The 26,794-nt window shown below is 68.5% G+C and carries 23 protein-coding genes and 1 pseudogene; 10 read left to right on the forward strand and 14 right to left on the reverse strand.

The genetic code is table 11. The annotated features are described in order from the left end of the window. Positions 1-7: 7 nt before the first annotated feature. The 7 genes and pseudogenes from ACQPYM_RS27915 to ACQPYM_RS27945 all read right to left on the reverse strand — a co-directional run bounded on the left by ACQPYM_RS27915 (position 8) and on the right by ACQPYM_RS27945 (position 6,687). Positions 8-1,480: an aldehyde dehydrogenase family protein gene (locus tag ACQPYM_RS27915; protein ID WP_433006068.1), complete on the reverse strand. Its 1,473-nt coding sequence runs from the start codon at positions 1,478-1,480 to the stop codon at positions 8-10. Beyond that, on the reverse strand, positions 1,477-2,310 hold the full coding sequence (locus ACQPYM_RS27920) for an ATP-binding cassette domain-containing protein (RefSeq protein ID WP_433006071.1): 834 nt from the start codon (positions 2,308-2,310) through the stop codon (positions 1,477-1,479). Before ACQPYM_RS27920 ends, ACQPYM_RS27915 begins: the two co-directional genes overlap by 4 nt. After that, positions 2,303-2,461: a hypothetical protein gene (locus ACQPYM_RS27925; protein ID WP_433023401.1), complete on the reverse strand. Its 159-nt coding sequence runs from the start codon at positions 2,459-2,461 to the stop codon at positions 2,303-2,305. The genes ACQPYM_RS27920 and ACQPYM_RS27925 overlap by 8 nt, the downstream gene beginning before the upstream one ends. Then, positions 2,450-3,409 (reverse strand): annotated as a pseudogene (locus ACQPYM_RS27930) (ABC transporter ATP-binding protein); the annotation flags it as partial. The pseudogene ACQPYM_RS27930 and the gene ACQPYM_RS27925, both read right to left, overlap by 12 nt. Then, on the reverse strand, positions 3,406-4,224 hold the full coding sequence (locus ACQPYM_RS27935; protein WP_433006074.1) for an ABC transporter permease: 819 nt from the start codon (positions 4,222-4,224) through the stop codon (positions 3,406-3,408). The gene ACQPYM_RS27935 and the pseudogene ACQPYM_RS27930, both read right to left, overlap by 4 nt. Then, positions 4,221-5,168 (reverse strand): ABC transporter permease, encoded by a 948-nt coding sequence (locus tag ACQPYM_RS27940; protein WP_433006077.1) that lies wholly within the window; start codon positions 5,166-5,168, stop codon positions 4,221-4,223. Before ACQPYM_RS27940 ends, ACQPYM_RS27935 begins: the two co-directional genes overlap by 4 nt. A gap of 4 nt (positions 5,169-5,172) precedes the next feature. Further along, the gene (locus ACQPYM_RS27945) at positions 5,173-6,687 is read right to left on the reverse strand and encodes an ABC transporter substrate-binding protein (RefSeq protein ID WP_433006080.1); all 1,515 of its coding nucleotides are present in this window, start codon (positions 6,685-6,687) and stop codon (positions 5,173-5,175) included. A gap of 210 nt (positions 6,688-6,897) precedes the next feature. On the opposite strand from ACQPYM_RS27945, the gene ACQPYM_RS27950 reads away from it, so the two are divergent. After that, the gene (locus ACQPYM_RS27950) at positions 6,898-7,665 is read left to right on the forward strand and encodes a FadR/GntR family transcriptional regulator (RefSeq protein WP_433006083.1); all 768 of its coding nucleotides are present in this window, start codon (positions 6,898-6,900) and stop codon (positions 7,663-7,665) included. A gap of 58 nt (positions 7,666-7,723) precedes the next feature. Here ACQPYM_RS27950 and ACQPYM_RS27955 read toward each other — a convergent pair whose 3' ends face one another. After that, on the reverse strand, positions 7,724-8,224 hold the full coding sequence (locus tag ACQPYM_RS27955; RefSeq protein WP_433006086.1) for a hypothetical protein: 501 nt from the start codon (positions 8,222-8,224) through the stop codon (positions 7,724-7,726). Positions 8,225-8,370: 146 nt separating this feature from the next. After that, positions 8,371-11,028: an MXAN_6230/SCO0854 family RING domain-containing protein gene (locus ACQPYM_RS27960; RefSeq protein WP_433006089.1), complete on the reverse strand. Its 2,658-nt coding sequence runs from the start codon at positions 11,026-11,028 to the stop codon at positions 8,371-8,373. A gap of 459 nt (positions 11,029-11,487) precedes the next feature. On the opposite strand from ACQPYM_RS27960, the gene ACQPYM_RS27965 reads away from it, so the two are divergent. Further along, positions 11,488-12,729, forward strand: coding sequence for an MFS transporter (locus tag ACQPYM_RS27965; RefSeq protein ID WP_433006092.1), 1,242 nt, complete (start codon positions 11,488-11,490; stop codon positions 12,727-12,729). Between the two features lie 69 nt (positions 12,730-12,798). Here the strand turns inward: ACQPYM_RS27965 and ACQPYM_RS27970 are convergent, their stop codons facing one another. Next, positions 12,799-12,984 (reverse strand): DEAD/DEAH box helicase, encoded by a 186-nt coding sequence (locus tag ACQPYM_RS27970; protein WP_433006095.1) that lies wholly within the window; start codon positions 12,982-12,984, stop codon positions 12,799-12,801. Positions 12,985-13,101: 117 nt separating this feature from the next. On the opposite strand from ACQPYM_RS27970, the gene ACQPYM_RS27975 reads away from it, so the two are divergent. Continuing rightward, entirely contained in the window at positions 13,102-14,439 is a 1,338-nt protein-coding gene (locus tag ACQPYM_RS27975) for a diguanylate cyclase (protein WP_433006098.1), read from the forward strand. Positions 14,440-14,553: 114 nt separating this feature from the next. Here the strand turns inward: ACQPYM_RS27975 and ACQPYM_RS27980 are convergent, their stop codons facing one another. Further along, positions 14,554-15,528, reverse strand: coding sequence for a zinc-binding dehydrogenase (locus ACQPYM_RS27980; RefSeq protein ID WP_433006100.1), 975 nt, complete (start codon positions 15,526-15,528; stop codon positions 14,554-14,556). A 107-nt stretch (positions 15,529-15,635) separates the two neighbouring features. Here ACQPYM_RS27980 and ACQPYM_RS27985 point away from each other — a divergent pair, with 107 nt between their 5' ends. Both ACQPYM_RS27985 and ACQPYM_RS27990 read left to right on the forward strand, forming a co-directional pair. Next, complete coding sequence (locus ACQPYM_RS27985) at positions 15,636-18,560, forward strand: DEAD/DEAH box helicase (RefSeq protein WP_433006103.1); 2,925 nt, start codon at positions 15,636-15,638, stop codon at positions 18,558-18,560. Beyond that, positions 18,553-19,779: an SWIM zinc finger family protein gene (locus ACQPYM_RS27990; protein WP_433006106.1), complete on the forward strand. Its 1,227-nt coding sequence runs from the start codon at positions 18,553-18,555 to the stop codon at positions 19,777-19,779. Before ACQPYM_RS27985 ends, ACQPYM_RS27990 begins: the two co-directional genes overlap by 8 nt. Here ACQPYM_RS27990 and ACQPYM_RS27995 read toward each other — a convergent pair. The 3 genes from ACQPYM_RS27995 to ACQPYM_RS28005 all read right to left on the reverse strand — a co-directional run bounded on the left by ACQPYM_RS27995 (position 19,762) and on the right by ACQPYM_RS28005 (position 22,100). Then, positions 19,762-20,121, reverse strand: coding sequence for an iron chaperone (locus tag ACQPYM_RS27995; protein ID WP_433006109.1), 360 nt, complete (start codon positions 20,119-20,121; stop codon positions 19,762-19,764). The two genes, ACQPYM_RS27990 and ACQPYM_RS27995, sit on opposite strands and share 18 nt — an antisense overlap. 35 nt (positions 20,122-20,156) lie before the next feature. Beyond that, positions 20,157-21,128, reverse strand: coding sequence for an SGNH/GDSL hydrolase family protein (locus ACQPYM_RS28000; RefSeq protein ID WP_433006112.1), 972 nt, complete (start codon positions 21,126-21,128; stop codon positions 20,157-20,159). 165 nt (positions 21,129-21,293) lie between these two features. After that, the gene (locus tag ACQPYM_RS28005) at positions 21,294-22,100 is read right to left on the reverse strand and encodes a TrmH family RNA methyltransferase (protein WP_433006115.1); all 807 of its coding nucleotides are present in this window, start codon (positions 22,098-22,100) and stop codon (positions 21,294-21,296) included. Between the two features lie 224 nt (positions 22,101-22,324). Here ACQPYM_RS28005 and ACQPYM_RS28010 point away from each other — a divergent pair, with 224 nt between their 5' ends. From ACQPYM_RS28010 to ACQPYM_RS28030, 5 genes are all read left to right on the forward strand, one after another. Further along, positions 22,325-23,317, forward strand: coding sequence for an ATP-binding cassette domain-containing protein (locus ACQPYM_RS28010; protein WP_433006118.1), 993 nt, complete (start codon positions 22,325-22,327; stop codon positions 23,315-23,317). Further along, complete coding sequence (locus ACQPYM_RS28015; RefSeq protein WP_433006121.1) at positions 23,314-24,138, forward strand: ABC transporter permease; 825 nt, start codon at positions 23,314-23,316, stop codon at positions 24,136-24,138. The genes ACQPYM_RS28010 and ACQPYM_RS28015 overlap by 4 nt, the downstream gene beginning before the upstream one ends. A 146-nt stretch (positions 24,139-24,284) precedes the next feature. Beyond that, complete coding sequence (locus ACQPYM_RS28020) at positions 24,285-25,475, forward strand: hypothetical protein (protein WP_433006124.1); 1,191 nt, start codon at positions 24,285-24,287, stop codon at positions 25,473-25,475. After that, positions 25,472-26,098 (forward strand): hypothetical protein, encoded by a 627-nt coding sequence (locus ACQPYM_RS28025; RefSeq protein WP_433006127.1) that lies wholly within the window; start codon positions 25,472-25,474, stop codon positions 26,096-26,098. Before ACQPYM_RS28020 ends, ACQPYM_RS28025 begins: the two co-directional genes overlap by 4 nt. After that, a complete protein-coding gene (locus ACQPYM_RS28030) occupies positions 26,095-26,754 on the forward strand; it encodes a hypothetical protein (RefSeq protein WP_433006130.1) in 660 nt (219 codons plus the stop codon). Before ACQPYM_RS28025 ends, ACQPYM_RS28030 begins: the two co-directional genes overlap by 4 nt. Positions 26,755-26,794: the final 40 nt, after the last annotated feature.

Here is a 26,794-nt window from a genome sequence, read left to right on the forward strand (position 1 = left end):
GGCAAGCTCAGGGCGTCGGGGGCGTCGAGGGCGTCGAGGGCGTCGGGCGGATGATGGCCATTCGGGTGGTGGTGAGTTCTTCGATGGCGAAGCGGGGGCCTTCCCGGCCGGTGCCGGAGTCCTTGACGCCGCCGTACGGCATCACGTCCGAGCGGAAGCCGGGGACTTCGTTGACCACTACTCCCCCGACCTCGAGTTGGTCGATGGCGGCGAAGGCGGTCTCCAACGAGGAGGTGAAGACGCTGGCGTGCAGGCCGTACCGCGAGGCGTTGACGGTTCCGAAGGCGGCGGCGATGTCGGGGACCGAGCGGATTGCGATCACGGGGCCGAAGATTTCCTCGTCCCAGACGAGTTGTCCGTGTGGGAGGTCGAGGAGCACTGTCGGCCGGATGACCGTGCCATCGCTGCCGCCAGCTACTGGATGCACAAGAGTGGCGCCGGCTGTGACGGCGTCGTCGATCCAGGTGCGGACGCGGGCGGTGGAGCGTTCGTCGATCAGCGCCGACACCCGAGTCGCCGGGTCGCGAGGGTCACCGACGACCACCTGCTCCAGCCGCGGAGTCAGCTCGGCCAGGAACGCGGCGCGCACAGCCTCAACGACGATGACTCGCTGCACGCTGATACACGCCTGGCCGGACGCGTAATAACCACCCCGTACTACGGCGTCGGCGGCCGCGGCGAGGTCTGCGTCCTCCGCTACGACGAGAGCCGAGTTGGAGCCGAGTTCGAGCAGGACCTTCGTGGGGGCGGCATCGCGGGCGATCTGATGGCCGACGGCGGCCGAGCCGGTGAAGGAGACGGCGCCGATCCGGCGATCTGTGGTCAGGGTGACGCCGACCTCGACTCCGCCTGTCACCAACTGCGCGGCCGAAACCGGAGCGCCGGCCGCAGCCAAGGCCTCGCGGACAAGGTGTACAAGCCACAGCGTTGCGAGCGGAGTCTGAGGTGCGGGCTTGATGATGACTGGGCAGCCGGCGGCCAGAGCCGGGGCGAGTTTGTGCGCGGCGAGCAGGAGCGGATAGTTGAAGCCGGTGATGCCGACGACGACGCCGATCGGCTTGCGCACCCAGAACCCTTGCAGGCCGTCGCCGCTCGGCAGGAGATCGAGAGGCACCGTCTCCCCGTGCAGCCGAGCTACTTCTTCGGCCGCCGTCTCCAAGGTGAGCAGGGTGCGATCGACCTCGACTCGACAGTCGACGAGAGGCTTGCCGGTTTCCAGGACGAGGAGGTGGACGAAAGCGTCACGCTGGTCGGCTACCGCAGACATCGCTCCCTGCAAAGCTGCCCGGCGAACGTGCGAGGGCAGGCGGCCAACTTGGGTCCGCACCGAGAGGGCTTCCTCTAGCGCCCGCGCAGCAAGCTCGACGGTGCCGACGGGCGCCTCGGCCACCACAGAACCGTCGTACGGGAAATGCACTGGGGCTGTGGTGGGCGTGGGCACCCAGGAGTCGCCGATGGGGAGACCTGGCGGGGTGGTCATTCGGGGGCTCCTCTCAGTAGGTCCGAGGTGGTGGCGCCGGCGAGGGCTCGGGGCAGCGTCGGGATGGCGGAGACGAGGCGGCGGGTGTACGGGTGGGTGGGGGTTGCGTAGACCTGACCGGTGGGGCCGGTTTCGACGATCTCGCCGGCGTTCATCACGGCGACGCGGTCGCAGACGTGCTTGACGACGGACAGGTCGTGGGAGACGAAGACCAGGGTGAGATTGAGCTCGTCGACCAGGTCCGAGATGAGGTTGAGGACCTGTGCGCGAACCGAGACGTCGAGCGCGCTCACCGGTTCGTCGGCGATCAGGATGCGTGGACGGGGCGCCAGCGCGCGGGCGATCGAGATGCGCTGGCGCTGGCCGCCGGAGAACTGGTGTGGATAGCGGTCACCGGCATCCGCCGACAGGCCGACGGCTTCGAGCAACTCGCGAACGCGCGCACCGGAGGCCGGATGGCCTTGTACTACGAGGGGTTCGGCGATGATGTCGCGGACTCGCATCCGCGGGTCGAGCGAACTCATCGGGTCCTGGAAGACGAGTTGAAGGTTCTCCCGGAGGAACTTGAGCCGGCGCTCGGGCAACCGGGTGATGTCGGTGCCTTCGACAACCACCTGCCCGGAGGTGGCGCGGTCGAGCGCGGCGATGATCCGGAGCAGCGTCGACTTGCCGCAGCCGGACTCCCCGACGATTCCGAACCGCTCCCCTGCCTGTACTTCGAGGCTGACGCCGCGGAGTGCGTGGATGGGCGGAGTTGCCTTGAGCAAGGAGGTGCGGGGGCGAGGGTAGTCGCGCCGGACGTCGACGACCTGGATGACTGGCTCAGGCATGGGTGCGCTCCAATGCGGGAGCGGGGTGGTGGCAAGCGAAGCCGCGGGTCTCGGTGCCTGTCCAGGGTGGGGTCTCGGCGCAGATGTCGGTCGCGTGGGTGCAGCGGGTCCGGAAGACGCACCCGGACGGGAACTGACCGGCGGGCGGCACGTTGCCGGGAATGGTCGCGAGACGGCGACCGGAAGGCCGCCGCTCGGAGGACTCCAGGCCAACGGGCTCTCGGTCGGCTGACCCCGGCTCGGCTGCACCTTGGCCAGCTGGCCGCTGGTCGGCTGGGCCCTGCTCGGCGGACTCCAGGTCGGAGGCGGCCAGTAGACCCTGGGTGTAGCGGTGGCGGGGGTTGGTGAAGATCTCGTTGACCGGGCCGGATTCGACCACGCGGCCGCCGTACATGACCAGTACGCGTTGACACACGGTGGCGACCACCGCGAGGTCGTGGGTGATGAACAGCAGCGCCGACTCGCGCGCCGCGACACCCTTCATGATCAGGTCCAAGATCATCGCCTGCACCGTCACATCCAGCGCCGTGGTCGGCTCGTCACAGATCAGCAAAGCCGGATCGTTAGCCAAGGCAAGCGCCACAACGACTCGTTGCCTTTGGCCACCAGACAGCTGGTGCGGATAAGTCCGGAGAGCACCCTGCAAGCCAACCCTGTCCAGCAGTTCGCGGGCAGCAACTCGCGCCGCACACCGGCCGACCACAGTCCGATGGATCAGCATCGCCTCGGCGACCTGATCGCCTACTCGCATCGTCGGGTTGAGCGCGGTCATCGGTTCCTGGAACACCATCGCCAGCGAGCGTCCTCGCACCCGAGACATCCGCCGCTCGTCGGCACCGATCAGCTCATGTGAGACACCGGCCAACCGCACGGACCCGGCCGCGTGCACGTCCTCCGGCAGCAGACCGATCACGCTCAACGCCGTCAGCGACTTGCCGGACCCGGACTCCCCGATCAGCCCAACCCGCTCCCCCGGCCCGACGGTCAGGTTCACATCCTCCACCAGCGTCTTGTCCCGCACGGTCACAGTCAGACCTTGCACAGTCAGCACATCGCCCCGCGCGTCGGTCTGCGGCTCGGTGCGCGCAACGTCGCTCATCGCCGGTCCTCCAGCTTCGGATCGAACCGGTCCCGCAACCCGTCACCCAGCAGGTTGAACCCGAGTACGGCGATCGCGATCGCCAACCCAGGGAACACCGCCAGCCGCGGCGCGCTGAACAAGAACTCCTGGCTCTCCTGCAACATCCGCCCCCACGAAGGCGTTGGCGGCGGCGTCCCATATCCGAGGAACGACAACGCGGCCTCAGCCAGTACTGCGATCGCGAACGACACCGACGCCTGCACGGTGATCAAACTCATCACGTTCGGCAACACATGCCGCACTGCGATCGGAAACGGTGTCCGCCCAGCAGCCCGCGCCGCCAGCACGTACTCCGTCCGCATCACCTGCAACGCTCCACTCCGGATCACCCGGGCGAACGACGGCACGGTAGCGATGCCGATGGCAACCATCGCCGTCAGCGTGCTGGCTCCGAAGACCGCACCGAACATGATGGCCAGCAGCAACGCCGGGAACGCGAGCAGCAGATCGTTCGCCCGCATGATCACTTCACTCGACCACCGTCGGCTCATCGCCGCGAGAATCCCGACCGGTACGCCGATCAGGGCCGCGACGCCGACCGCCACCAACCCGACGAACAGCGTCGTCCGGGAGCCGACCATGAGCTGGCTCAACACGTCGCGACCGAACTTGTCGGTGCCGAGCCAGTGTGACCACGACGGCTCCGCCAGCCGGCCGGCCGGGTCGACCAGCGTGGCGTCGTACGGGGTCCAGACGAACGACAACAGGGCGGTCAGGACGATCAGGCCGACGATCGCGGCGCCGACGATGAGGCTCGGGTTCAGTCTTCTCATCGCGCGACCCGCAACCGGGGGTCGAGGGCGACGTACAGGAGGTCGACGAGGAAGTTGACCACCAGGACGGCGACCACGAGGACCATCACGACGTCCTGGACCAGCAGCAGGTCGCGGTTGGAGACGCCGTCGAGCAGCAGGCTGCCGAGGCCCGGGATGACGAACACGCGCTCGACCACAACCGCCCCGATCAGCAATGTCGCCAACTGCAACCCCAGCACGGTCACCACCGGCACAGCCGCGTTCCGCAGACCATGCCGCCACAACGCGGGAAACGGCCGCAGCCCCTTCGCTCGCGCGGTCCGCAGGTAGTCCTCACGCAGGACCTCGAGCACGGCGCTGCGGACGTAGCGAGTCAGCACCGCGCCTTGCACGAGACCCAGTGACAACGCGGGAAGGATCAACTGCTTCAAGAACATCCCCGGATCGGAAGCGGGTGGCGTCCAGCCGTTCGCAGGGAGCCAGCCGAGCTTCACCGCGAACACCATGATCAGCAGGATCCCCGCGAGGAAGGCCGGCACGGCGACGCCAACCTGCGACAGCGCCGACAACGCCAGCCCCGAGATCCGCCGGTGCCGCGCCGCCATCACCGTGCCGGCGGGTGCGGCGATCACCAGCGCGACGACCATGCCGACCACGACCAGCCACAGCGTGACCTGGAACCGATCGGCGATCTGCGGGCCGATGGCAACCTTCGACACGTACGACGTCCCGAAGTCACCCTGCAGCAGACCACCGAGCCAGTCGAAGTACTGCGTGGGCAGTGGCCGGTCGAGTCCGAACTGCTGACGCAACTGTGTGACGGCCTCGTCCGACGCGTTCACGCCCAGCGCGACCCGGGCCGGGTCGCCCGGCAGGATCACCATGAACGCGAACACGAGCACCGAGGCGACCGCAAGGCTGACCAGCAGCACGGCGGTGCGCTCGACCAGGCGGAGGATCATCGGACTACGAGCGCGCTAGGCGGGTCAGGTCGAAGGACTCGGTGATCGCGTTCGTCGGCAGACCGGTCAGGTTCTTCTCGGCGACCACCAGGTTCGGGATCAGGTAGAGCCAGTCGGCCGCCGCCTGCTCGGAGATCCGGCGCGCGGCCTTCTTCATGTTCTCGGTCTGCGCCGCCTCGTCGCCCGCGTCCGCCGCGGCGAGCAGCCCGACGAGCGTGGGGTCGTCGTACCGGGTGTAGTACTTCGCGTTGAAGACGGCGCCGAGGTCACGCGGCTCGACGTGGGCGATGATCGACATGTCGTAGTCGGCGTTCTTGAACACCGTGGTCAGCCAGGCCGCCGGGAACTCGAGCTGGTCGATGGTCACCTTCAGCCCGACCTGCTCCAGCTGGCTCTTCACCACCTGGCCGCAAGAAGTTGCGTAAGGCAACGTCGGCAGCCGCAGCCGGAAGGTCGCGCCGGCCGCCCCGGCCGCCTTCAGCTCGGCGGTCGCTTTCGCCTTGTCGTACGGCGCCACGCTGGTCAGGTCCTCGTACCACGGGTCGGTCGGCGGGACCATGCTGCCGATCAGCTTGCCGCGACCCGCGAAACACGTGTCGAGCAAGGCCTTGTGGTCGATCGCCTGGCGGATCGCCTGCCGGACCCGGATGTCCTTGAACACCGGACGCGAGTTGTTGAACGAGAGGACCACCTCGCCGTTGGTGGTTCCTTCGATCACCTTGTACTTGTCGCTGCTGGTGAACTGGGTGAGGGCCTCCGGCGCCTGCACCGTGCCGACGACGTTGATCGTGCCGGTGAGCAACGCGTTGTTCAGCGCGGTCGGGTCCTTGAAGTACTTCAGCGTGACCTGGTTGAAGAACGGCTTGGTGCCCCAGTAGGCGTCGTTGCGCTGCAGCACGATCGAGTCGCCGCGTTTCCAGTTGCCGAGCTTGTACGGCCCGGTGCCGACCGGCTCGCTGGCGAGCTTGTCCACGCCGGTCTGCGAGAACATCGCGCCGACCCGGGTGGTCATCCGGAACAGCCAGCCGTTGCTCGGCTTGGTCAGCGTCACCTGCAGCTGGGTCGGCGAGACGGCCTTGGCCTCCTGGACGACGTCCATCACCGACTTGAGCGAGGTCGTCCAGGCCGTCTTCACCCGGTTGATGCTGAACACCGCGTCGGCGGCGGTGAAGGTGGCGCCGTTGGTGAACATGGCGTTGCCGACCAGTTCGAACGTGTAGGTCTTGCGGTCGGGCGACACGGTCCACGACTTGGCCAGGTCCGGAACGATCTTGCCGCTCTCGTCCTGTTTGACCAGCCCGTTGTAGACGTTGCCGAGCAGCGCCTGCGGGATCGCGGCACCGTCCGTGGTGGTGAAGTCGAGACTGGCCGGCTCGGCGACCAGGCCGATCGCGAGCGACTGGTCGCCGCCGGGAGACGAGCCGCCCGACGTACCGGAGCCCGCGGAGCAGGCTGCGACAGCGGTGGTCAGCAAGGCGGCGCCGAGCAGCGCGACCGCCCGAGTGGGATAGGACTTCACGCGAACTCCTCTGGTGCCGTCGGCCGTTGCTCTGCTGCGCCTGCCTTCATGCGCTTGATTTTGCCTGTCCACTCGCGGCGTCACGCTCGCGGATCGCCGACCGGGGCCGACGGGCAGTGCAGCTGTGACTGGTCCGACCAGTGGACTAGGTATCAATAGGGCACTAGGTTTGTCGCTACCGATCGGGCTGTCAAGCGATGGAGGGTGCGGATGGCCGGCAAAGTCCAGCCAGTGCGGTTCGAGCCGGTGCAGCCGGTCCGCGCGTACCAGCGGATCGTCGAGCAGATCGAGGACGCACTGGCCCGCGGCGAGCTCACCCCCGGTCAGCGACTACCCAGCGAGCGGGAGCTGGTGACGCAGTTCGCGGTCAGCCGGTCGACGGTGCGCGAGGCGTTGCGGGTGCTGGAGAGCAACGGCGTGGTCCGCTCCCGGCCGGGCGATCCCCACGGCCCGGAGATCCTGCCGTTCTCGCAGGGCCCGCTGCGCAAGCAGATGACCCGGCTGGCCCGGGTCGACCAGTTGACCCTGAGCGAGCTGATCGCGTTCCGGATGATCATGGACGGCGCGGCGATCCAGCTCGCCTCGCGGCTGCGCACCGACGAGCAACTCGCCGAGATGGAGCAGACCCTGGTCGCGATGCGGGAGGCGATCGACATCGACTTCGCCGCGTTCAGCGAAGCCGATGTCGCCTTTCACGAGGCCGTCGCCCGGGTCAGTCGCAACTCGCTGATCCAGACCTGCAACGAGGTCGTGCGCGGCGTCGTGCTGAGCCTGATCTCGGACAAGATCGCGCACGCACCCAACAGCCGTGCCCTGATGCTCGCCTCGCTCGAGCACCACACCGAGGTCGTCGAAGCGATCCGGGCCGGCGACGGCCACGCCGCCGCCCGCCTGGCCCGCCAGAACCTCTACGACTACTACGCCAGCTACGTCCCCGAACCGGCCCGCGACCCTCTGCGAGCCCTCATCGACGACTGACCGGGCGCCGTTGATCAGACCGCTGGCTCGCTGCGGCGGCCAGCGGTCCGGTACGGGGTTAGTCAGCGTGCTCGAGGACTCGGATCTTCGGGATGTTGAGCTGGCGGCGGGCGTTGGCGGGCCAGTTGGAGCAGAGGAAGCTGGCCGCCGTTTCGGGCCAGGCGACCACGACGACCTCCTGGCTGTTGGTGCTCTTCACCAGGGTCTTCAGGGCCAGCAGGATCTCGCCGTGGGTGATGGAGACGTTGACCCGGCAGTCGTTGAGGCCGCGGAGTCTTCGGGAGCTGCGCTCGATCACCGAGGCCAGGTCGTACTGCGGATCGGCCAGCGCCGTCGCGGCCGCAGTACGGGCCGGGACGGCGCCCGGGGCCAGACCGGCGACGTCCGCGAAGCTGGAACCCAGCAGCGCCAGTGGGCCGCCGATGCCCTCGGTGGGGTGACTGGAGACCAGCAGGTGGTAGTCCACTGGCTCGTCGTGCCTTGCATGCAGGGCGGCGACCCTTCGCGCGTCGCCCTCACTCATCTCCCGCTCGATGAGTACCACCACGTCGTACGTCATTCGTGGCTCCCTTCGCCGACACTTCCTTTGTACTCCGCAGCGCCGTCCGCGGCCATGATCGCCGCAAACAGCGCCGAAAAGTCACCGAACTCTCACCAGCCGAGCCCTCTGAGGCAGCGGGCTCTCCCGAGGGCCCGCAGCTGGAGTCAGTGGGTGGGGAGGGTGGCTCGGGTGTCGGGGGTGAGGGTGGAGAGCAGGTGTGGGGCGTCGACCAGGGTGAGGTTGCTCGGGTCGAGCAGGTGGGGGTGCAAGGCGTAGACCTCGGCGCCGGACTTGGGGTCCACGTCGCCGGTGACGACGGCGACGAAGTCGGCGCGGTTGGCGGCGTCGAGGTCCCAGTACCGGTCGGGCTCGAGGCGAGCGGTCAGCCTCCGGGCGAACTCGGTCACGTCCTCGGACCCACCACGGAGGTAGCCGACGATCGAGCCATCGGCACAGCGGACCACGACCTCGTCGGTACGTGCGGCCGCATGCCAGCAGGCCAGCTCCCACAGGCTCACCCGGTGGCCGGCGCCGTGGACCTCCTCCATCGCCGCGGCCATCAGGGCGAGCTGACCGCCGTACCGCGCGATGTTGTGTCCGTAACCGGCGGTGCCGAGGTTCACGTCGTACCAGCGGAGCTCCTTCGTGTGCAGGTCGACGCCGAACGGCAGCAGGATCTTCGCCGGACCGGTCAGGTCGAACCGCTCCTCCACGGCCGCCGGATCGAACAGGCCGGCCGGGCGCCGCATCACGCCGGCGAAACCGCGCTCCAAGGCTTCGAAGGGCACGTTGTTGTAGCTGAACACCACCGGCAGCACGTACCGTCCGCCGACCCGCCGCAGCGCGACGAGGTCGAGGTCGACGAACTCGGTCGCGCCCAGCGGACCCGGCGCCGAGGTCAGATCACCGGAGTGCACCAACGCGTCCTGGTCGAACCTCAACCGGGTGTAGTCGCAGAGCCCCACGAACGCCCACTCCTCGTCGAAGACCGCGACCGACAGATCGAGATCGACCCGTTGGCCGTCGGGCTCGACCCAGTGCAGGAACAACCGCAACAGGTCGTCCTCCGGGATCGGCTGCGCACTCCCCCGGGTCATCCGCAACAACGACGAAGACGCGCTGCGCTCCGACCCGGGAACCGCCAGCAGAGACAGCCCCTCATCCAGGAACGCCCGTCGCACCCGCGGCAAAGCGGTTGCCCTCCGCAACAACTCCCCCACCAGTACTGCGCCCAGCGCCGCCGCCAGCTCGACCGGCAACGGGTCTCGCTCGTCGACGGTCGTCCAGACCTGCGCAGTACCGCCTCGTGGGAAGAACAGGCGCAGATCGCCGGGTGGCGTTCGCACTTGGCCGAGTGCTGCGGTGAGCACTACCGGCGATACGTCGGACATCGCCGTGGTGACTGCTTCGACCAAGGTCGCGTGCGCAGCTGGCGGCAGCGCCCGAGCCAGTTGGACGAGTCGGCGCAGCATCTCGCCTGGTCGGGTGCGCAGCAGCTCCAACGCGAGCTCGGGCTGACCCGCATTGAACGCATCTTCGACGCGACTCGCGAAGGTGTTCACGGTGAGCCGTCCGTCCTGGATCCGGACGAGTGGATGGCGAGCTGCCTCGCTCAGGACGGCCCGCCCGGCCGGACTCGCTGCGTCGAGCTTTGTCCGGCGGAGTACGGCGAAGGCCAGCGCTGCCACCGGATAGCGGGCCGCGAACTCGAACGGGTGCAGGTTTTCCGCGATCCGCTTCCAGGCTCGCTCGTGCCGCAGCATGTCCTCGATGAGGGTCTCGACGGGCAGGCGATCGAGCCTGCGCAGCACTGAGCGCCGAATCGCCCGCGGCAGCGAGAGTCGTCGGTCCGGCGGGGTGCGCAGGCCTGGGTCGGCGCCCATCAACACATGCAGGAGCCGGAGTGCGTCGGTCGCCGTATCGATCAGGCGGTCGACCTGGGTCGGAAACCGGGGCAGGAACTCGGCGAGGACCAGGGCGCGGGTTTCGCGCACCGGGATCACGTCGGGAAGCCAGCTCGGGTCGGCCTCGCCCAGCAAGGCGACGAGGTCCGCGCGATCGGCGGCGGACAAGGGCGCTCGTCGCGCGAGTAGGTCAGCGGCCGTACTGCGTGCGGCGGTCGCGGGCGCCAGCGTCAGCAGGCGGAGCCGGTGAGCGCCGCCGGGCGTCGCTGAATCTCCATCCCTGGCCGTCGGGTGCAAGTACGAAGTGCCGTCCTCGGCTGACGTCTGGCGGAACGGTGCCTCGTCCTCGGTCAAGTGTTGCTGGGAGGAGGGCAGCAGGAAAGGGTCGTCCGGGTCTATTCGGCGGAGGCAGAGGGGGCAGGCGGAGAAGTCGGAGCCGTCCCAGCAGGAGCGGCAGACCAGGTGGGCGCAGGGCGAGACCGGGTGGACCGTCTTCGCTTCGCCGCACAGCACGCAGGGTTGCTCCGGCTCCTGCAGCAGCCGGGCGAAGACCCGGTCGATGTAGAAGGTCTCGGTGTTGCCCGGCACGCTCTCGGGGAACTTGCGGAAGAGCGGCACGTGCGACGCGTCCGCGCCCGACTCCTGGTCGAGCAACTCGAGCACCTTCTTGCCCAGCCCGGCCAGTGCCAACGGGTTCAGGCCGGAGCAGTGGCGATAGAGCTCGGCCGACAGCAACAGTCCGCGCTGGATCAGCTCGCCCTGCAACGCGGTCAGCCCGGCCTGGGTCGTCAGCGGACGGCGCAGCCACTGCCAGGCGGATCGGCGTACGGATGGGGTGAGGTGGGTGGCGTGGACCAGCCGGCGGCGGCGCAGGAGGACAGCGGCGAGCGCTTCGGTGCTGAGGACAGCTTCCGGCACAGCGGCCTCCCGCGGGCAGCGTTATGGACAGAACTGCCAGGGGCGGAGAGCGGACGCGCTAGTGCCTGGTAGAGGAGAAGGAAGCACGTCCAGAGCCGCCCCTGGCAAGAAGAACGCTACCGGGCCGCACCGACAGTTTTCGGCCGCCGCCCCAGGCCCGTGGTCACACAGACGGCCGGGCAGAAAAAAGCTCTGGTACCAGGGTCGGGGCCGCCCCGCCCAGACCCCAGTACCAGAGGACTCCAGAATAGAGGGGGCGGACAAGTCCCGCTGCACCGGCTGCCACTTTTGGCACTGTTTCGCCGTGTTCAAACCCTTGAACCAGCACACCAGTGCGGCCGCTGGTACGTCACCACTGGGGTGCGATCGATCACACGGCACGGCTGTCCCCGCGCAGGGAAACCCTCACTGTCACAGCGAGAAGGTGTCAGGCCACAGATTGTGGTTAGGGTCTCCGACATGGCGGAGGGGGCGGTGAAGAAGGCTCGTTGGCGGGATCTGTTCGGGCACTCGGAGTTTCGGGCGCTGTTCCTGGCCGGCGTGCTGTCCGTCGTCGGTGACCAACTCGCGCGGGTCGCGCTGTCTGTGCTCGTCTTCGAACGGACCGCATCGGCCGGGCTGACCGCTCTGACCTACGCCCTCACCTACATACCGGACCTGCTCTTCGGACCGCTGCTGGCCGGGTTCGCCGACCGCTATCCGCGGCGACGCGTGATGATCGTCACGGACCTCGCACGCGCTGTCCTGGTCGCTCTCATGGCCATCGATGCGCTGCCGCTGTTGGCGGTGATCCTGCTTCTGGTCGCACTGCAGGCTTTTGGCTCGCCTTTCAACGCCGCACGAGCAGCCACGCTGCCAGTGGTCCTGCCAGACGACCACTACGTCCTGGGCAAGGCTGCGAACGACATGGTCGTCCAGTTCAGCCAGGTGCTCGGCTTCGGCACAGGCGGACTCGCTGTAGTCGCCGTAGGGACTTCCGGCGGCCTACTGCTCGACTCCGCGACGTTCCTGCTGTCCGCCGCCTTCATCACCTTCGGTGTGCGCTCCCGCCCAGTACCGGCGCGACCATCCGATGACGGCCCCCAGCGCAGCTATTTCAAGGACCTGGCCGCCGGAGCCTCCCTGGTCGCCCGTACGCCGAAACTGCGGTCGCTGGTGGCCCTGGCAACGGTCGCCGGCTTCTACGTCACGGTGGAAGGCCTGGCTGTCCCCTATGCCGACGAGATCGGCGGCGGCCCTAAGGCGGCCGGGCTCCTGCTGGCCGCTAGTCCCGCCGGAGCCGTACTGGGGATGTGGCTGATCACCCTCTGGTCGCCTGAACGCCGCATGCGTTTCCTGGGACCGCTGGCCGTGGCTGCCTGCGTTCCGTTGGTCTTCTGCGCCCTCAAGCCCGGTTTGGCCGTCACGGTGCTGCTCTGGGGCCTGTCCGGCCTCGCGTCGGCCTACCACCTGCCGGCCAGCGCGAGCTTCGTCCAGGCCGTGCCGGACCACCAGCGGGGTCAGGCGTTCGGGGTCGCGAGTACGGCGCTGAAAAGCAGCCAAGGCCTCGGAATCCTGCTCGCGGGCCTTCTCGCCGAACGATTCACGCCGTCCACCGCATTGGCCCTGATGGGAACGGCCGGGGTATTGGTGGCGGTCGTGGCGGGCGCTGCCTGGCGGCGCGCCCGCCCATTACCGGCGGATTCCGTAAAATTCCGGTAAAGCGCGCTCGGAAATCAGTTTCGAATCACTGCGGCCGACCGTAAGAAAAGAGTAAAGATTGACCGTCGGTCACCAGTCGTTACCGCCCGGCGCGGCCGGGACGAACCAGTCGTTTCCGCCCGCGAACCAGTCGTTGCCGCCGCCGGTGAACCAGTCGTTACCGCCTGTGAACCAGTCGTTTCCCCCGTGGAACCAGTCGTTGCCGCCGGTGAACCAGTCGTTGCCGGTACCGGTCGTCCGCGCTGCCTTGCTCATGATTTTCGACCCTTCGCTGAGTTTTCGTCCGTCGAGGAATCCGGACACAGGGGTGACCTGACGTGAACAGGCCGTTACGATGAACACATAACCGTTCAGGTCGACTGTGTGAGGCTCATGATGATTCTGATCGGTCGGAGCAGCTGGGTGCCACCCCGGCAATGGAAGCTCTGGTCGTTGCCGCCCGCCGCGCTCGGATATGTACTGGTGATTGATTTCATCGCGATCACCATTACCGCCCTCGCGGTGCGGTCGACGGTGTCCGGTCCCGGCGCGGGGGTGACCTCCAGCCAGTGGGCCGCGTTCGCCGTGCTGGCCGTCGCCTCCACCCTGCACCTGGAGTCCGCCCGCGGGATCGAGCGGCGCCGCGAGATGGCCGCCAACACCTCGCCGCACACGAACCTGAAGTGTCTGTGGGTCTTCGCCAGCCTGCTGCTGCTGCCGCTGTCGCTGGTCATCCCACTGATCTGCCTGTCGTACCTGTACTCGTGGCTCCGCGTGTACGGCCGCACCGTGGCCCACCGCAAGATCTTCTCCACGTCCACCTACATCCTGGCCAGCGCTGCCGCTGCCGCTGTCCTGCGCGGCGGCGGCCTGCTCGCCGAGCCGCGCGTCCCGACCAGCTTCTGGTCCCTGCTCGTCGTGATCGCCGCCGCGGCGACCTGGTGGCTGGTGAACTACGCGCTGGTGATCGGCGCGATCCTGCTGGCCTCCCCGGAGGCGACCGCCCGCGACGCGCTGGGCGAGCTGTCCGACCAACTGGTGGTCTGCGCCGGCCTGGGCCTGGGCGTCGCGATCGCTGCGATGCAGACGTCATACCCATGGGTCGTCCCCGTCCTGATGGTGACCGTGCTCGCGCTGCACCGCGACCTGCTGCTCCCGCAGTACCAGCGGGCCGCCGGGACGGACGTGAAGACAGGGCTCGCCACCCCGTCGTACTGGGCCAACGCGGTGCCGGTGGAGCTCGCTCGCGCCGAGACGCTGCGCAGTACGGTCGGCCTGCTGATGCTCGACCTGGACAAGTTCAAGGAGATCAACGACACCTACGGGCACCCCGCGGGTGACCAGGCGCTGAAGGCAGTCGGCGAGAGCGTCTGCGCCGAGGTGCGGCAGGGCGACCTGGTCGCTCGGGTCGGTGGCGACGAGCTGGCCGTGCTGCTGCCCGGCGCCTCGGAGACCGAGGTGCTGGAGGTGGCGGAGCGGATCAGGGACCGGCTGGCCGCGCTGACCGTCTCGGTCAGTACGACGGGGACGTCGAAGACCGTCATCACCGGCGTACCGGCTTCGTTCGGGGCTGCCGTGTATCCGGAAGTGGCCGTGACGATGGACCAGCTCGTCCTGGCCGCCGACAACGCGCTGCTCACCGCGAAGCGGGCCGGCCGGAACACGATCGTGTCCGCGCGACCGCTCCCACCGGCCGTCGGCGAGCGCTCCGACCAACCGGTCGGCGACTGACCGTACGCCGTACCCGCCTGCTGCTCCGAGCGACATGGGTCAGCCCTCCTCGAGGCGCTGGTGCCACACCCTCAAGCAACCAATGCCCCGTGGAGGGGACTGACTAACCGGTAGTCACTGAATCCTGATCAAAGCCTTACCGACCAGCGCTCGTGACTCGACCGCGTTGTGTGCCTCGCCGAGCTGGTCGAGCGGGAAGGTCCGGTCGATCACCGGGACCAGGTCGCCCTGGGCCGCTCGGCGCATCACGTCCTCGCCGGTGATCTCGATCTCGCGGGTGTCGGCGCGCAGATCCATGATCCCCTTCACGGTGATCCCCCGCCGCTCGGCCTCCGCCGGGTCGATGGCCGCGAAGCCGCCGCTGGGCGCACCGTGCGCCGAGATCCAGCCGCCATCCTTGACGGTGCTGAACGCGGTCGCGCCGAGCTGACCACCGGCGCCTTCGAACGCGACGTCGACACCCTCGCCATTCGTTGCCTCTAGCACCAACTTCTCCCAGCCCTCGACCGAGTAGTCGATCACCACGTCGGCACCGTGCGCCTTGACCAGGTCGAGCTTGGCCTGACCGCGCGCCGCGCCGATCACGTGCGCGCCGGCCTGGTGGGCGAGCTGGACGAGCAGGACTCCCATGCCACCCGCCGCGGCCGTGATCAGCACCTCTTTTCCTTGCAGGCTTGGCGCGAGCTGCTCGAGGAGCAAAGTGGTGAAGCCGTCACCGAACACGGCCACGGCGGTCTGGAGATCCAGCTCTGCCGGTACTTCGACCAGCGCCGCTGCTTCGGCGACCCCGATCTCGGCGTGCGCACCGAAGTCGACGGTTCGGCCGACCACGGTGCGGCCGATCCACTTCTCGTCGACGTCCGATCCGGCCGACCGCACCTTGCCGCCGAAGGCGTTGCCCGGGACATAGGGCGGCTGCACGTCGAAGAAGTTGCCGTGATCACCCTTCCGGATGGCTGTCTCGACGAAGATGAGGTCGGTCAGCTCGATGTCCACCAGCACCTGGCCAGGTCCGGCCACCGGCTCCGGCCAGTCCTGTACCTCGATGACGTCCGGGTCGCCGAACTTCGTCACTACTGCTGCCCTCATCGTGATGGCTCCGTTCCGTGGTAGCGGGTTGTGCTGGTCAGCCTGCTACCTGAACCAATGTTGAGGTCAAATCCGGATTGTCGGTGGTGGTCGGTAGGGTTCGGGGGGTGTTGGAGGTTGTCTTCAGGCCCGCCGACCCGCCGCGCGCGGGCCGGCTGCTCCTGTACGGCGACCTGGCAGCGGCCGGCCTCGTCGCGACCGAGAAAGCCGAGCTGGTGCTCCCCCGCGGCGACCAGGTGCGGCGAGTGCGAGTGCCCGTGGCGAGCCTCGGGGTGAAGGAAGCGCTGACCTTCTTGCTGGGCTCGCCAGACGGGGAGTCAGCCGACCGCTCGGGGTGGGCCGGTGAGGAATTGCGGGGTCAGTCGGCCGACGCGGACTCGGGGTCGGGGAGTTGGCGGGCTTGGGCGGCGGCTGCGTTGGCTGGGGTGGGGTTGATCGGGCGCGGGCGGTTGGTGCCGGAGAAGAGTCCGGCCGGGTTCGGTGCGTGGCGGGTCGCGCCGCTTGATCCAGCGGATCACGGGTGGTTGCGGAATCTGGCGGCAGCTATGCCCGCGTGCGGACATGCGCTCGCCATCGAAGGGTCGCGGCCGCTGCGACTTGTGGATCCTGAGCAACTCGTGCGCGCGTTCTGGGATGCGCTCGCCGACACCTTGGTGCGGACGCCCGCCGCCGCGGTCGCAGTACGGGCTGGTGCCGCGGCTTTCGCCGAGGTTGAGCCAGTGGCGTTGACGGGGTCGACGGCTTGGCTCGAGGAGACCGCTCGCAGCGAGGAGGCCGGGGCGCGACTGGTACTGCGGATCGAGCCGCCTGAGGATGACTCCGAGTTCCGGGCTGTGCTGCAACTGCGCAGTGGCGTCGATCCGAGTTTGCTCGTCGATGTGGCTGACGTGTGGAACGCGCCTCCCGCAGTACTGGCTGCTTTGGGTGAGCGGGCCGAGACGGATCTGCTGCTGGCTTTACGTCGGGGTGCTCGGGTTTGGCCGCCGCTCGGGGCTGCGCTGCGGGATGCCGCGCCGGCCGCAGTACCGGTGGGCGATGCGGCGCTGGACGAATTGGCGGGTGACAGTGATGCGCTCGACGGTGCCGGGATCGAGGTGTTGTGGCCCGCGGAACTGTTTGCGGGTGAGCTCGCGCTGCGCGGCGCCGTCCAGGCCACGCCGACGCCTGGTGCGGTGACTGGGCCTGACTTCAGTCTGACGGAACTGCTGGCCTTCCGCTGGCGGCCGACGCTGGACGGGCAGGAGCTGACCGAGGCCGAGATCGCGGCCCTCGCGGAGGCGAAGCGGCCGATGATCCGGATGCGCGGGCGGTGGGTTCGGATCGATCAGGAGCTGGTTCGCAAGCTGCGCCACGGTGGATCGCGGAAGCTCAGTGGCGCCGAGGCTCTGGGCGCGGCGTTGACGGGGACGCTGGAGATCGACGGCGAACTGGTCGCCTTCGACGCGGACGGTTCGCTGCTGACGATGGTCGAGCGATTGCGGGCCGCCGAGCAGCCGGAGCCCGTCGCCGAGCCGATTGGGTTGCGGGCGACGTTGCGCGACTACCAGCGTCGAGGTGTCGCGTGGATGGCGCAGCTGGCCGAGCTCGGGTTCGGCGGGTGTCTGGCCGACGACATGGGGCTCGGCAAGACGATCCAGGTGATCGCGCTGCATCTGCATCTGTCCAAACGCGGTCGCGGACCGACGCTGGTGGTCTGCCCGTCGACGTTGCTCGGGACGTGGGAGCGGGAGCTGATGAAGTTCGCGCCCGACGTTCCGGTACGCCGGTACCACGGGGCTGGGCGATCGTTGTCGGATGTGGCTCCCGACGAGGTGGTGCTGACGACGTACGGGGTGGTGCGTCAGGACCATCGGGTGCTGGGTGAGATCTTCTGGGGGCTGGCGGTCGCGGATGAGGCGCAGCATGCGAAGAACCCGTTGTCCCGGACGGCTCGCTCGTTGCGGACGTTGCCAGCGGCAACTAGATTGGCGCTGACCGGGACGCCGGTGGAGAATCGGTTGTCGGAGCTCTGGTCGATCCTCGACTGGGCGGCGCCGGGACTGCTCGGCACGCTCGACCGGTTCCGGCACGACGTCGCCGTACCGGTCGAGCGGTATCACGACGAAGAGGCGACGGCGCGGCTGACCAGGGTGACCAGGCCGTTCCTGTTGCGCCGGCGAAAAAGCGATCCGGGGATCGCGCCGGAGTTGCCGCGCAAGACCGAGCACGACGTCGTCGTACCGCTGACTGCTGAGCAGGCGACGCTCTATCAGGCTGTTGCCAAGGAGACGCTGGCGAAGATCGAGGAAGCGGAGGGGATCGCGCGGCGGGGGCTGGTGCTGAGTCTGCTGACGCAGCTGAAGCAGGTCTGCAACCATCCGGCGCAGTTCCTGCACGAGCCGGGGCCGCTCCCCCGGCGGTCAGGCAAGCTCGCGGCGCTGGACGAACTGCTCGACGTGATCCTCGCGGAGGGCGAGTCTGTCCTGATCTTCAGCCAGTACGTCGAGATGTGCCGGCTGATCGAGTCGCATCTGGCGGCGCGGCAGGTGCGTTCGCTCTTCCTGCACGGCGGGATCGGGGTGCGGAAGCGGGAGCAGCTTGTCGAGCAGTTCCAGGCGGGTGAGGCGCAGGTCTTCCTGCTCTCGCTCAAGGCGGGTGGCGTCGGGCTGACCCTCACGAAGGCGACCCACGTCGTGCACTACGACCGCTGGTGGAACCCGGCCGTCGAGGACCAGGCCACCGACCGCGCGTACCGAATCGGCCAGGACCGCCCGGTCCAGGTCCATCGCCTCGTCACCGAGAACACCCTCGAAGACCGCATCTCCACGGTGCTCGCCACCAAACGCGAACTGGCCGACGCGGTCATCGGCTCCGGCGAGTCCTGGCTGAGCGAACTCTCCGACACCGAACTGACAGAACTCGTCGAACTGTCCACAACCCCCGCAAAGTCCGGCGCCGCCAGCGCCTACAACCCCTCGGCGATCGGTCGCGACCCAGCTCTCGACGCAGCCGCGTCCGCCTCCCCAGCCCGGGAGGTGGTTGGGGATGAATGAGCGGACGCCGTGGCAGGGGTGGCGGCAGCGGGATGGGGAGAATGCGGGGTTGCCTGCGGTTAAAGGGCCGGGGAGTCGGCGGCCGTTCGGGGCGACCTGGTGGGGGAAGGCTTGGCTGGAGGCGTTGGAGCATCGGGCCCGGCTGGACCCGAACAGGCTGGGTCGCGGGCGGTCCTACGCGCGGCGTGGCAGTGTGCTCCAGCTCGACGTCGACCCCGGTGTCGTGCGCGCGTCGGTGCAGGGCAGCCGCGTCACGCCGTACGAGGTGACGGTGAAGATCCGTGCGTTCGACGATGCCGAGTGGGATGCGGTGCTCGATGTGGTGTCGGCGCAGATCGGGCGGGTCGCAGCGCTGCTCGACGGCGAGTTGCCGCCTGAGCTGGTGGAGGACGCCCAAGCGGCCGGCCTCGAGCAGCTGCCTGACGCGGGTGAGGTGCGCACCGACTGCAGCTGCCCCGATTTCGCCGTTCCCTGCAAGCATTCGGCGGCGGTCTGCTACCTGATCGCCGACGCGCTCGACGAGGATCCGTTCGAACTGCTGTTGCTGCGCGGCAGGCAGAAGGACGAACTCCTGTCAGCTCTGCGCGCACGACGATCCGTGGGCGGCGATGCGCCACAGATCAAGCCCCAACCCGTTGGCCTTGTAGCCAAGGCGGCCTTCGCGAGAACGCCCGGGCCCATCCCGAAGCCAGTGCGGCCGATGAATCAGCCGGGCGCGCCAACCGCAGTACTGGTGCTGGAACCGCCACGGCAGTCCGGTGTCGATGGCAAGGACTTGGTCGCGCTGGCGACGGACGCGGCGCGTCGGGCGTGGGAGCTCGCGGCCGGAGACGGCGACGGCGGACTCCGCCTGACGCGTGAGCAAGACCTGGCCCGTCGAGCCGCTGGCTTGCTCGGTACGCCGGGACTCGCCGACCTCGCGCATCGCGCCGGGCTGACCGCTCGGCAGCTGACGAATTGGGCCGTCGCGTGGCGCGAAGGGGGTGCCGGTGGTCTGGCCGCGGCTGCCGATCGGCCGGCGGATCTCGATCCGAGCGCCTTGGCGGAGGGGCTGGAGGTGCTCGACGGCGTGATCGAGGGCAATCGGATCACGGCCGCGCGGGCTCAGCTGCGTCTCGGGGCCGATGGGCTCTGGTACTTGTTCACCAAGCAGTTCAGCGACTGGGTGCTGAGCGCGCCGCCGTCGCCCGATCCCGCGGAGCTACTTGGTCGTCCGTGACGCGACGAAGGCCTCGGCCACGCGACGGATCAGGTCATAAGGGATCGGCTGGTTGAGCGGGAACTTGAGCGTCCCCTTGCCCGAGAAGTAGGGCTCCATCGCCCGCGCCAGCTCGTCGTCCGCGGGCGGGAGCGGATAGACCGCGATGTGCTTCTTCCAGCCGCTGAAGTACATCAGCGGCTTGCCGTCCATCGAGACCTCCGCCAACTGGTAGCTGATCTTCTCGCCGGGGTTCGGCACCACCGCGCGAATCGTCTCCCGCACCTGCCGCAGGATGTCCTGCACGTCGGCGGGAAACGACGCGATGTACTCGTCGACACTCCGGAAATCCGTGGTCGCCATGTCTCAGAGTGCCCCGGCCACGCCTGCAAAGGCAATCAGTCGGCCAGGTCCGCCTTCAGCTCCTCGGTCAGCCGCGCGGCGATCTTGGCGTGGCCGTCGACGCTCGGGTGCACGTCGTCGGTGCAGTCGTCCGTGGTGATCCAGCCGTCGGTGCTGACATAGCGGATCCGCGGGTCGCGCGCCGACTTCACCGCCGCCTCGATCTCGCTCGCGTGCTTGCCACTGAACGGGCTCAAGGCAACGATCTTGCTGTCCCGGTACGCCGCCCGCACTCGCGCGAGGTAGTCGCCGTACTGCGCGGCCGTCAGCGTCTGATCATTGACCCCGAGGTTGAGCACAACCACGTCGGGCTGCTCGACCCGCTCGGCGGGCGAACCGGCAAAGTTCCAGCCGAACGAATCGGGGCCAGGCGGCACCTCACCGTTCCCCGGCTTGAGGACGCCCTGACTGCCGAACCCCACCTGGTACGCCGAAGCCCCGAGCGCTCGCGCGGTCAGATAGGCGTACGACTTGCTTCCGTCCGCCCCCTCCGACTCGGGGTGAGCGCTGAGCGCCCGCACGCCCTGGGTGATCGAGTCGCCGTAGAACTCCAGCCGCGGACCGCCCGGCCGGCCGCTCAACCGCAACCGCGTCTCCGCGTCGAGCACCAGCCCGGCGAACACGACCGCGCAGCCGAACGGCGGGTTCCACCGGTTAGCGTGCTCGTTGACGTCCTTCACCACGATCTCGACCTTGTGCTGACCGGCCCGCTCGGCGGTCAACTCGATCAGCGGGTTCTCGAGGACATGCAGCTCGGGCTCAGCCTCGTCGACGCTGACCCACAGCTGCGGCGGGATCGTCAGCCCATCGACGTCGAACAGCACCTGGACGGCGGTGCCGTTGACCGTGAACGAGATCCGCGACCCGGAGTTCACCGTGATCGCCAACCCCGGCTGGTGTCCCCACTGGCCTTCCAGCACTACCCGCGGATCCCCCGGCGCCACCACTTCGCCCGCCACAAACCCCACAGCTCCACTCCCGACCTCGGCAACGCCCCCCATTCTCCCCATCCCCACCCCAGCCCGCCCCTCCGGCCCGCCCTCCGAGCCACGTTGTGCACGACCTGAGCAAGTGGGCGGGGGTGGATCCGCTCAGGTGGTGCACAAGCTTGGCTGGGGCGGGTGGCCGCACGCTTACCAGCCGTCCTTCCGGGCGCGGGCCTCGAAGAGCAGGATGCCGGCCGACAACGCCACGTTGAGCGAGTCCGCCCGCCCGAGCATCGGAATCGACACAGCGTCGAACCCCTGCTCATGCCACTGCCGGTCGAGCCCGTTCCCCTCCGAACCGACCACGAACGCCGTCGGCCCTCCCCTGTACTCCGGTACGCGGTAGCTCCCCGTCGCGCCAGGGTCGGCCAGGTGGACCGCGAACCGGTGCTGCCGGAGCCACCCGGCTGCCGTGGCGATGTCGTCGAACTCCAGCACCGGCGTACTCAGGACCATGCCGCGACTGGCCGTGTAGACCGACGGGTGCGACAACTTGGCCCGGCGACTGGTCAGGACGAGGCAGTCCGCGCGGGCCGCGTCGACCGTCCGGATCAGGGTGCCGAGGTTTCCGGCGTACTCGACTCCGTCGGCGACCAGGACCAGGGATGACTCGGTGAACTGCAATTGCTGAGGCTGCCAGACCGGGAGCCGGGCGATGGAGATGAGGCCGTCCGATCGGCTCCGCCGGGCGACTCTGGTGAAGAGCTTCGGGGAGATCCGGTAGACCTCACGCGCTCGGGCGGCGGCGCGTTCCGCAGTACGGGTGTCTTCTGCTTCTTCTGGGCAGTAATACAAGGCGTCAATGATCGTCGGCGTGGTGAGGAGCTGGTTGTGCTCCCAGTTGCCTTCGACCAGGATCCGGCCCGGGACGGAATCCTTGCGGACAGCGAGCAGTTCGCGGACTCGCGGGTGCTGCGCGCCGATGGACAGAGCATCGAGACGTGACGGTGCCATGGGTGACTCCGGTGAATGAGAACAGCAAGCAGCCCGGGGACGACCGCATGGGTCGTCCGCACCGGTACCGCTGCTGGGGTCGGCTAGAGCGTTTGAGGACGCACTAGCCGAGCAGTCTCATCATGGTTCGGATGGTAGGAACTGCGGCTGCCCGGCGTCACCAGGTTTTTTCTGCTGGTCGAAAAGCTCGGCAACTTGTCGGTGCGGCGATTTAGGGTGAGCCCATGTCCAACGGACCCGCAGTCGAAGCGATCGATCTGGTGAAAGTGTTCGGCACGAACCGTGCCGTCGACGGAGTGAGTTTTGTCGTGCCGGAAGGAACAGTGCTGGGCCTGCTCGGGCCCAACGGCGCCGGCAAGACAACTACGGTGCGAATGCTGACAACGCTCAGCGTGCCCACCAGCGGAACCGGCCGGGTGGCCGGCCACGACGTGCTCAAGGAACCGGCGGCGGTGCGGCGGAGCATGGGCCTGACCGGACAGGCCGCCACCATCGACGAGCTGCTGACCGGCCGGGAGAACATCCGGCTGATCGGCAGGCTCTACGGTCTGCCGACCAAGTACCTGCACAAGCTGGCCGACGAGTTGCTCGAGCGGTTCCTGCTGACCGACGCCGCCGACCGGGTGGCGAAGACCTACTCCGGCGGCATGCGGCGACGGCTCGACCTCGCGGTCAGCCTGGTCGCCTCGCCGCCGGTGCTGTTCCTGGACGAGCCGACCACCGGCCTCGACCCGCGCAGCCGGGCGGACCTGTGGGAGGTGCTCCGCGGCCTGGTCAAGGACGGCACCACCTTGCTGCTGACCACGCAGTACCTGGAAGAGGCCGACCAACTGGCCGACGAGATCATCGTGATCGACAAGGGCAAGGTGATCGCGGCCGGGACGCCGACCCAACTCAAGGACGAGGCGGGCCGCGCCAGCGTGATGGTCACGGTGACATCGGCCGTCGATCTGCAACGCGCCGCCGAGCTGCTCCGGCAGCACGCGCCGGAGGTGCATGTCGAGGAGGCGAGCCGGCGGCTGACCGCACCGGCCAGCGGCCTGGGCGACATCTCCCGGATCGCGAATGTCTTCGCCGACAGCGGGATCGGCATCGACGACCTCGGCCTGCAACGACCGAGCCTCGACGACGTCTTCCTGCACCTGACCGGCCACCGCGCCGAGCCGACCGCCACCGATACCGCTGAGGCGCTGACCGACCAGGAGGCTGTCCGATGACCGCCGTGATGACCAGGCCGCCGATCCACCAGCGCTCCCTGCTGCAGCAGTCGATGACCGTCGTCTGGCGCAACCTGCTGCACATCCGGCGGATGCCGGAGATGCTGCTCGACGTGACGGTCCAGCCGGTGATGTTCGTGCTGCTGTTCGCCTACGTCTTCGGCGGCTCGATCAATGTGCCGGGGACGTCGTACCGGGAGTTCCTGCTGCCGGGCATCATGGCGCAGACGATCATCTTCTCCTCCGCCATCGTGGCCATCGGGCTCACCAGCGACCTGGAGAAGGGCATCGTCGACCGGCTGAAGTCGCTGCCGATCTCGCGGTCGTCGGTGCTCGTCGGGCGGAGCCTGTCCAGCCTGATCCACTCCGGCATCGGCATCGTGGTGATGAGCCTGACCGGTCTGCTGATCGGCTGGCGGATCCGCGACGGACTGGTCAACGGCATCCTCGGGTACCTGCTCCTGCTGCTCTTCGGCTTCTCGATGATCTGGCTGGGGATCTGGGTCGGCTCGCTGATGCGTTCGGTGGAGGCGGTGAACGGCTTCATGTTCACCGTGATGTTCCCGCTCACCTTCGTCGCCAACACGTTCGCGCCGACCCAGAACATGCCCGGCTGGCTGCAGTTCATCGCCGAGTGGAACCCGGTGTCCGCGCTGACTGCCGCCTGCCGCGAGCTGTGGGGCAACGGCCTGGCACCATCCGCGGACGCCCAATGGCCGCTCCGGCACCCGGTGATCGCCTCGATCGGCTGGTCGATCGTCTTCACCGCCGTGTTCGCCCCGCTCGCCCTGGCCGCCTTCCGCCGCCGCTCGCGCGACTAGAGCCCGCTTGCTGCCTCCGGCTCTGCCTTGACCGGCCTGGTTTGTCCACAGGCCGGTCGGGGCGGGTTTCGGTCCGTCGGGCCGCGTCGATAAAGTCCGTTGTCTGGTCGTTCTCAGGGCGGCCGGGCCACGGGAGGAGAGGCGCGATGGACGCGACATTGCTGGACGCGGAGGCCGAAGCGGCCGTATTGCGCGTCTACCGGCAGGTCTTCGCCGTGCTCGCCCGCGAGGCCGGCGCGATGATCGTCGATCCCGAGCTGCTCGATGTCGACCAGGCGATCCTGGACGCGTTCGCCGAGGCCGGCAGCGACGGGATGACGGTCGAACAGGCCACGCTCGCCTGCCGCGGCTATCCGCACGACGTGATCGTGCGGCGCTTCGAGGTGCTCCGGCAGTACGGCGCGATCACCAAGCTGGTCGACCGGCCGAACGAGTTGCGTCACCGCGCCGCCTTCGCGCCGTACGTGATGCTGATGTTCCTCAAGCGGATGTCGGTGCAGGGCGGTCAGGCCGAGCTGCACCAGTTGCTGACGCTCGAGGCACACAGCGTGAGCGACCCGCGGGCCGTCGAGGAGCAGGGCAAGGCGTCGATCGAGCGACTGACCAAGGTGTTCCGGCTGCTGGGGAACGAGTTGTCGATCCTGGTGTCGACCAGCACCACCGCGCAACTGCGGGAGAACGCGCAACTCGCCTGGGGCAACGAGCGGCTGATCGAACAAGCCGAGAAGGTCCACCGCATCGTCCTCGACCGCTGGCCGACCCTGCACCAGGTCTGCACGCAACTGCGGATGTCGCTGGCCGCCTATGCCGACGCTGTCCAGCTAGCGGCCGGCCGGCTGGTCGAGCGAGCCGGTACGACCCGGGCATTGGGGTTGCTGCCGATCGAGACCTGGCTGACGTTCACGAGGAGCAGCGAGATCGACGTACTGGCTGGGGTTCTGGACGGGTTGCTCTTCGACGCGGCCGCTCCGGAATTCTCGCCCGAGGGAATGCTGGAGGCAGTCGAGTCCGGACGGCGCACCGGTACTGCGCGGATGGCGCCGCCGCGGCCTTCGTCGGAGACCGACGCACCGGAGTCGGCTGCCGCGACGGATCGCGAGGACCTGCGAGCGGAGGCAGAGCGCATCCTGGCCGGGCGGGACAGCGTGAGCATCGTGGACGTGGTCGACGACGCGGGCGACTGGGTGACCGCGCGACGGGTGTTGGCCGAGCTGACGGCGGCTCATCTGCATGACGAACTCGACTACGAACTGGTCTGGGGCGACGGGATGCGGATCGATCCGTCGGCCGGGACGCCGTGGGCGACCGAGGGTTCGTTCCGCCGGGTGACGCGATGAGCGCGCCGGAGGTTGTAGAGAGCGGGCGCAGCTACAACGCGTTGTGGTGGGCGAAGGTGCAGTCCGCGGGCCCGTTGCAGGTCTCGCCGGACACGCCTGCGGTTTCGGGGATGACTCGCGCGGCCGAGCCTGACGGCGAGTCGATCTGGATGGTGCCGACACTGCCGGATGGTGCCGGGCACGCGGTTCTGGATGAGCTCGGCATGTCGGCGGTGGCGGTCGAGCAGCCGAACGAAACGGCCCGAGTGCTCGCGATCTGCGTCGCCTGCTGCTGGCCGGATCGCAGCGGCTCGGCCTGGCCAGGAGTCGTCGGCACGCTCACCCAGATCAAAGCCGTGTACGCCGGTCTGCGCGGCCGCCCGGAACAGTCGAGCGACCTGACTCTGATCATCGGCAGCCTCCGTCGTCTGCACGCAACCAGCTGGCTCCTGTGGAACGAGAAGGCGGGCGAGGTCCGTCTGGGTCCTCGGGTCATCACGTGGGGACCATCGCAGCTCATCGGGCTGCGCGAGGTCTGCCGGGTGCTGCCCGACCCGCCACCCGCAGTACTGGCTGCTCCGCCGGCGCCTGAGGTTGCGCCGGACCCACTGCCGTCTGAGGCTGCGACCGAGGAGGACGTGTGAGCGAGCAGCATGCGTTGTTTGATTCTCTGGTGCAGGATCTGAGTGACCGGAGCCGGGACGAAGTACTGGCTGCATTTAGCGCGGTGCAGTATGCCGCGCACCCGGTGGCCGAAGTACAGCTGGCTGGTTTGCGCGATGTCACCTTGCGCCGCCAGGTCCAGAAGATGCTGAAGCTGATCGGCCGCACGCTGGTGCACGTGGACGGCACCCACTGGACTGCCGGCTATGCCGACGACATCGCCGAGACGCTCACCGCGCAGGGGTGGCAGCCGCTGTCCGTGGTTGATCGCGCCGTCCTGGTGCTTGTGTTGGTCCACTCGGTGGCGATTCCTCGCAGTGAAGGCATCCTCACCGGCGACAGCTGGAAGTCGGCCCGGCCGACGACGGTCGACGAACTGCGCACCACGAAGATCAGCGGTGAGGAGCGCCGGCTTGCCCTGCAGCGACTTCGAGCGGCCGGCTTGATCCAGTTGTCGGGCGACCACTCCGGCGGGCCTAGCTACATCCCTGGTCCGCAGCTTCAACGGCTCACCCCAGCAGCGCGCCGCCGGCTGCAAGACCAGCTGATCCTCGCCGCCGCGCCGTCGAGCCCCATCGCCGAAGCCATCCGCGCCCGCCTCGAGCCGTCCGCGCGAACCGCGGCCACGTCCGAGTAACCAGCAGGTGACCGGCACCGACGAGCAGCCACGGCGGCGG

The sequence above is a fragment of the Kribbella sp. CA-294648 genome, assembly GCF_050943845.1.
Lineage (GTDB): Bacteria > Actinomycetota > Actinomycetes > Propionibacteriales > Kribbellaceae > Kribbella.